The organism is Kitasatospora sp. NPDC059160, assembly GCF_042755465.1.
In the GTDB taxonomy this organism is placed as follows: Bacteria; Actinomycetota; Actinomycetes; order Streptomycetales; family Streptomycetaceae; genus Kitasatospora.
The window spans coordinates 1-6,508 of sequence record NZ_JBHZCN010000206.1 but is presented as its reverse complement, the minus strand read 5'-3'; the positions used below and the strand labels follow the sequence as shown (position 1 = coordinate 6,508).

The following is a 6,508-nucleotide window of genomic DNA, read 5'->3' as shown; positions in this document are numbered from 1 at the left end:
GGGGGGGGGGCTTGGTGGGGGGGGGGGGGGGGCCCCGCCGGGCCGCCGCCCCCCCCCCCGCCATCCCTTTCCCCGGGGCCCCCGCCCACCCCACGTCGTGGAGGCACAGCCCGTGCCAGGCAAGAGGGCAGGTCCGTGCAGTGTGCTTACTTGCGGTGAGGCCTCGCAGTTCGGCCCCGCCGTCCACCACGGCGGGGCCGACCGGTGGGACCCGCCCTCTCCGCGGGTACCTTCGCGGTACGGCGACGAACCCCGAAGGGAACTCATCATGGCGCAACCAGTAGCACCCGTCAGTCCCCCGTCCGCATACCGCGGCTTGATCCTCGACTTCGCCGGTGTTCTGACCACGGATGCTCTCGCCGTCCACCGCGAGTGGTGCGTCAGTCAGGGACTTGACGCCGAGGCATGGCGCCGCACGCTGAACACCCATCCGGTGGTTCGGCAGCTGTACGTTGACCTGGAACGTGGCGCTATCAGCCAGGCGGACTGGAACCGGCAGGTCGCGCCGTATCTCGGTCTGGCCGACCACGAGAACCTGATGGGCCGGGCGTGGGCCGGGGTCCGGGCCGCGGCCGACATGGTCACCCTTGCCAAGGCGGCGCGTGAGGCCGGCTACGTGGTCGCCCTGCTGTCCAACAGCTTCGGACTGGACCCCTTCGACCCGTACGCCGCCTGTGGCGTCTGGGAGTTGTTCGACGTGACCGTGGTGTCCGAGCTGGAGGGCATCGCGAAACCAGACCCGGCGATCTACCGGCTGGCGCTGGAGCGGATGGGCCTGTCAGGCGAGGTGTGCGTGTTCGTCGACGATCACCCGGTGAACCTGCCGCCGGCCGAAGCACTCGGTATCACGACGGTGCTCGCCGACGGCCGGCCAGAGACCGTCGCCCGGATCGCATCCCTGCTCGGCATCGGGGCCTGCGTCTGAGCCTCCCGCTGTACGGTCATACCCGCACACTGCGGAGGTACCGCCCCGGGAAGGCCATCACCTGAGACGGAGTCAGCCTGTGACCCTCTGGGCAGAACGCACCACGGCGGAACGAGTCAAGATCCTGCGAGGCCGGGAGGTCACACAGGAAGACCTGGCCGAGAAGTCCGGGGTCTCCCTGGGCACGATCCGAAAGCTCGAACAGGGGGGCAACCTCTCGCTCCCTTCGCTGATGAAGGTCGCTGTCGGTCTCGGCACCGACGTCTCAGTGATCCTCGGACAGCAATCCCCGCGCCGAGGCATGGCCCTGGAGGAACGCTCGGCCCTACGCGCAGTATCAGCTGCCGTCCACGACACCGGACTCGGCATCGGCACCGACGTGGAGCCCGGCAGTCTGGAGGACCTGCGAGACGCGGCACGGCGCGCTGACGCCGCGTTCTGGAGCGGACGCTACGTCGAGCTCGGCGCGATCCTGTCCCTCCTGCTGCCGGAGGCACGGGCGCTCTACGACGCCACCACACCGGATCGACGCGAAGCCGCCGGTGGAGTCCTCGCCGATGCCTTCCAGACTGCTGCCGTCATGGCCAATATCCTCGGCGCCCGCGACCTCGGGTACACCGCGATCACCCACGGCCGAAACGTCGCCGACCAGGTGGGTGACGGCCTCCGCGCGGCCCACCTGATGGCCTCGCTGTCGTGGATCTGCCTGCGCGATGGCCACACTGCCAAGGGCGTCCACGTCGCCGAGCAGTCCGCCGCCAAGGTCGAGCCCCGCATGTCCGACAGCGACCCGGACCGGCTCAGCGTGTACGGGCAACTGGTCACGAACGCGGCCGTCGCCGCGTCCCGGGGCGGCGCGAGCGCGGACACCGCCCGCGACTACTTGAGCCAGGCCCACGCCGTCGCGGCCCGGATCGGCCGCGAGCACGCCCGGGGCGACCAGGGCCAGCCGTTCGGCCCGTCCTACGCCGCCACGCAGGCCATGTCGGTGGCGACGGCCCTGGGCGACACCGCCGGAGCGCTCAGGCTGATCGAGACGACTCATCTCGATCCCGGCATGCCGCTGTCCACCCGCGCCAGGTTTCACCTGGACATCGCCCTGACGCGGACCGAGACACGGCAGTGGGAGGCAGCGGCCGCAGCGCTGAAGGAAGCGTGCCGGATCGCCCCGACATGGGTCCGGCACCAGGCGCTCCCCGGAGTGATCACGGACCGGATCGCCGACGTGTCTGTGGCGATGGCGAGGAGCGTTGCGCAGGCCGCCGGTGTTCCACTGGTGATCAGATAAGCCCTCCATGTCGGACCATGGTGTCCGCGACCTGCTGGTATACGCAGCTACCACGCCCCGTAACGCCCAGCCGTAACAACCGCCGCGGGTACCACTGAACGTGGTAGTCGGCCGTGTGCGAGTTCTCCGGCTACCACGACCCATGTATTCACCGACGGTGAATGGTCGGTGACAGTGGTCGCCATGACCAGCGACCACCCCCGACCCGTCGGCCGCGCCCCCGTCGCCATCTACATCTGCTCCGGCGACGAACCCGCCGCCGATCTCATCGCCGCCCACGTCCGCGTCTTCGCCAGGGCCCGCCGGTGGACCGTGGCCGTGCTCGCCGTGGACAGCAACCCCACGCAGCCCCTCGCCGAGCGACCCGGCTGGCAGGACATCACCGACGCCCTGTCGGAGAACAGAGCCTGCGGGGTCGTCACCTGGACCCGCGACATGATCCATGACGACCCTCTGAACAGCCCCGGCCGACAGTTGGCCGCCTTCGACCGGCTCGCCACCGTCCTGCTCGAGCGCGGCGCCTTTCTCACCGCTGCCACGCACCCGGGCACCCCGGCCGGAACCCTGCCGGAGCGCCGCTCCCCGGGCGACCACTGGCGGCGGCGTGACCTCGCGTCCTCGGCCGCGGGCCTGTTCATTCCCCGCCGTGCAGCAGGACGAGGTACCGACCCGAGGACCTCCGGATGCTGACCCGTACGGTGACAGCCGCCCGGGAGCAAGGATGAACACCACCCTCGAACGGCCCCGGGAAGCCGAGGGAGCGCCCTCGGCAACCCGTCCTGCACCGGCCACCATGCGGCTGCCGTACGCCTTCCGGTCCGCCCGCGCAGCCCGCCTCATGGTCAACGCCAAGCTCATCGAGTGGGGCTTGGAGGCCCTGATCGACGACGCCGAGCTGATCATCTCCGAGCTGGTGAGCAACGCGGCGAAGACCGGCTGCCGGACGTACATGATCGTCGCCATCCGCCGACCCACCGCCGGAGTCGTGCGCCTGCTGGTCTCCGACGGCTCCGCGTCGCCGCCCGTGCGGATCGAAGCCGGTCCCTCCCACGAATCCGGACGAGGACTGGCCCTGGTACACCACCTCACGAAGGCCAAGTGGGGCGTCCGACTGTGGCCGCACGGCAAAGTCATCCACGCCGACCTCGGGGTACCCAGCGAGTTGGCCTGACGGCACCCCTCGGACTCCGCCCGGCGTCCCGGGCGGATCCGGTGCCGGCCGAAAGCCTCCCCCGAGCGGCGGCCGGCACCTCCTTCACGGCGCGCTCCCACCACAGCGCCCTGCATCCCGATACCCACGTGAGGAGGACCCCTTTGAGCACTCCCTTCCGGAAGATCCACGGAGCCGGAAACGACTTCGTGCTGCTCAACGGCGCCGACCAGGACACCGGCCGCGACTGGCACGACATCGCGGTGAGGCTGTGCGCGCGCCGAACCGGTATCGGCGCCGACGGTCTGGTGGTCAGCACGCTGATCAGCAGCGCCCCTCCGGTCCTGGAGGTCTCGTGCTTCAACGCCGACGGGTCGATCGCAACGATGTGCGGCAACGCGCTGCGGTGCTCGGCCTGGGCTGCGGCCGAGGACTTCGGCTTCGACACGATGACCCTCGTCATGGCCGGGGTCGAGCACGAGGCGACCGTCACCCGTGAGGCTGTGGCGATCACCGCCGAAGTCGGCGCCGTCGACATGCGGGTGGTCGAGTCCGTGTGGGGCGGCCGCCCCTTCTGGTTCGACTCCGCTCACACCGGCACCGAACACGTGGTTGCCGTCGTAAACGACGTGGACGGCCTCGACGCCGAGGCCTGCGGACGTCTGATGCGCCACCACCCAAAGCTCGCCCCGCTCGGCGCGAACGTCAACTTCGTGGAGAGCATCGACCGGCAAACCCTCAAGATCCGCACCTATGAGCGCGGTGTCGAGGCCGAGACGCTCTCCTGCGGAAGCGGGGCTGTCGCCGCCGTCGTCATCGCGGGACGCCGTGGCCTGGTCACCGCGGGCCCCGTCGCCGTCCACAACCGCGCCGGAACCCCCCTCACCGTCGCCCCGCACGCCGATCGACCGGCCAAGTCGTACTGGGTTGCCGGCCCCGTCACCCTCGCCTACGAAGGAGTCATCTCGTGACCATCACCATCGACTGGCATGACACCGCCGCGCTGAGCAAGGAGATCCAAGCCGTACGGGAGCGCAAGTACCGCGGCACCAACGTGGGCCTGGTCTACGGCGGCGTCTCCGCCGAGGACCGCCTGTACCTCTCCAGGAGCCCCGTCGAGCAGATGTCCGTGACCGCGCTCTCCGAGTCCCTGGACACGATCGGTACCGCATTCCGCGTCCTGGACCCGTGCGAGCCCGGGTTCGTGTCAGAGCTGCTCGGCGTCGACATCGTCCTGTCCAACCTGCACGGGCCCTTCGGCGAGGACGGCCGGCTCCAGGGACTGCTGGACTGGCTGCGCAGGCCGTACTGTGGCAACGGTGTTGCGGCGTCCGCCATCGCCACCGACAAGATCCTCTGCAAGAGGTACATGAAGGGGCTCGGCGTGCCGACTCCGCCGTGGCAGGTGTGGACCGGCGGCAGCGCTGTGACCTGCGGCGGGCTGCCCATGATGGTCAAGCCGACCATGGGCGGATCGAGCGTCGGAATGAGCCTGGTCCGCACCACCGAAGAGCTCACCGCCGCACTCGAAGAAGCGACCCGCACCGACCCCTCGCCGGTCCTGGTCGAGCATTACATCTCCGGGACACCAGTGACCGTAGGACTGCTGGAACTTCCCGGCGGCGTCCTGGCGTTCCCGCCGCTGGCCACCGAGGTCCAGCAGGCCGATTTCTACGACGCCGACACGAAGCTCGACGCCGACGGCCGCGGCGGCGTGTCCGTGACGCTGGCGGACCTGCCGCCGTCCGTCCTGCGCACGCTCACCAGGCACGCCAGGACCCTGTGGGAAGGTCTCGGCTGCCAGGGGGGCGCCCGGGTCGACTTCATGGTCACCGCCGACGGCGAGGTGTTCGCCCTCGAGGTGAACACCACCCCCGGCATGTCGCGGGACAGCAACTTCGCCGCCGGAGCGTCGATGTGCGGCCTGACCCATGAGGACGTCGTTCGCGCGATGCTCCACCAGGCCCTCGCCCGGCCGACCTACGATGTGCCTCTGCCCGTCCCGAGTATCGGTGCCGTCCCGGCCCAACTGGACGCCACCGTCTGAACGATAACGCTTCGGAAGGTCGCCGCCATGCTGCATGTCCACGAGGTCCCGATGTGCCGTCAGCTCGTCCCCGTTGAGGAGTGGGAACAGCAGGGCGGCATGGAGCTCGGGGACCGGCTCACCTGGTCGAACCGAGCCTGCGGCATGGCGGCCCTCCGCATGATCCTGCTCGCCTACGGCAAGGAGCCCCCCACTCTCACCGAGCTCATCAAGATCGGCGTCAAGCGCGACGCCCTGACCGACCGAGGCTGGCTGCACGCGGGGATCGCCAAGATCGCCATCGACTTCGACATCGCCGGTCAGGCCGAGCCGGTGGCGGCCGAAGAGCTGACCGACCAGCTGGCGAAGGCACCGCTGATCATCTCCGTGACCGAGCAGTTCCCCACCGACGGCCGCCGCGGAGGACACCTGGTCGTCGCCCACGGCTTCGAGAGCGGCGACGACCAGGTCATCCACTTCCGGGATCCCTCGGCGTGGGGCCAGGACAACGACCGCGTACCACTGAGCCGCCTCGCCAAGTCCTACACCGGCCGCGCCATCACCTTCCCGCCCCTCCCGGCGGCCGGACGCACGATCGCCGTTCTCGGCGAGATGGGCGAGCTCGGGGAGGACTCCGTCTCCGCACACCGCGAGATCGGCCGGTACGTCGCCGAACAAGGAATCGACCTGCTGATCGCGGTCGGCGGTGACCTGCCCAAGCAGCTTGCCCTCGCCGCCGCCGCGCACGGCACCGACGTGGCCCTGGTCGCCGACGCCGAGACCGCAGCCGCCTACCTTGAGAGCATCGTACGGCCCGGTGACAAGGTGCTGGTCAAAGCCTCCCGCTCCGCGATGCTGTGGCAGGTGTGCCAGCAGCTTCTCGGCCAGAAGGTCACCGGCTGGTGACCGCGTCAGGCCTCTGAAAGCCCTGGCAGGTCAACTGCATCCGGGCCGCCTCGACCCCACACAACCCCGGTGTCTCCGGCGCCTCCCCTGCCTGGTATCCGCAGACGGCTCGGGCCTTCTCCAGCGGCGGGGGGGGGGGCGGCGCGGGCGCGGCGGCGGCAGGCCCCGCGCGGCGGGGGCCCCCCCCGCCCGCCCCGCCCCCCCCCCCCCCCC

General features: G+C 70.4%; 7 protein-coding genes. All 7 read left to right on the top strand.

The annotated features are described in order from the left end of the window. Window positions 1–268: 268 nt before the first annotated feature. The 7 genes from ACFXOZ_RS41740 (at window position 269) to ACFXOZ_RS41710 (ending at window position 6,295) form a co-directional block, all read left to right on the top strand. Complete coding sequence (locus ACFXOZ_RS41740) at window positions 269–925, top strand: HAD family hydrolase (RefSeq protein ID WP_380595275.1); 657 nt, start codon at window positions 269–271, stop codon at window positions 923–925. Between the two features lie 79 nt (window positions 926–1,004). Continuing rightward, entirely contained in the window at window positions 1,005–2,213 is a 1,209-nt protein-coding gene (locus ACFXOZ_RS41735) for a helix-turn-helix domain-containing protein (RefSeq protein ID WP_380595273.1), read from the top strand. A gap of 183 nt (window positions 2,214–2,396) precedes the next feature. Next, complete coding sequence (locus tag ACFXOZ_RS41730; protein WP_380595271.1) at window positions 2,397–2,903, top strand: hypothetical protein; 507 nt, start codon at window positions 2,397–2,399, stop codon at window positions 2,901–2,903. A 31-nt stretch (window positions 2,904–2,934) separates the two neighbouring features. Beyond that, window positions 2,935–3,384 (top strand): ATP-binding protein, encoded by a 450-nt coding sequence (locus tag ACFXOZ_RS41725; RefSeq protein ID WP_380595269.1) that lies wholly within the window; start codon window positions 2,935–2,937, stop codon window positions 3,382–3,384. 128 nt (window positions 3,385–3,512) lie between these two features. After that, on the top strand, window positions 3,513–4,334 hold the full coding sequence (gene dapF / locus ACFXOZ_RS41720) for a diaminopimelate epimerase (RefSeq protein WP_380595277.1): 822 nt from the start codon (window positions 3,513–3,515) through the stop codon (window positions 4,332–4,334). Continuing rightward, window positions 4,331–5,410 carry an ATP-grasp domain-containing protein gene (locus ACFXOZ_RS41715; protein WP_380595267.1) on the top strand — a complete coding sequence of 360 codons (1,080 nt, stop codon included), beginning with the start codon at window positions 4,331–4,333 and terminating at the stop codon, window positions 5,408–5,410. The genes dapF and ACFXOZ_RS41715 overlap by 4 nt, the downstream gene beginning before the upstream one ends. 27 nt (window positions 5,411–5,437) lie before the next feature. After that, window positions 5,438–6,295 carry a glutamate ligase domain-containing protein gene (locus ACFXOZ_RS41710; RefSeq protein WP_380524812.1) on the top strand — a complete coding sequence of 286 codons (858 nt, stop codon included), beginning with the start codon at window positions 5,438–5,440 and terminating at the stop codon, window positions 6,293–6,295. Window positions 6,296–6,508: the final 213 nt, after the last annotated feature.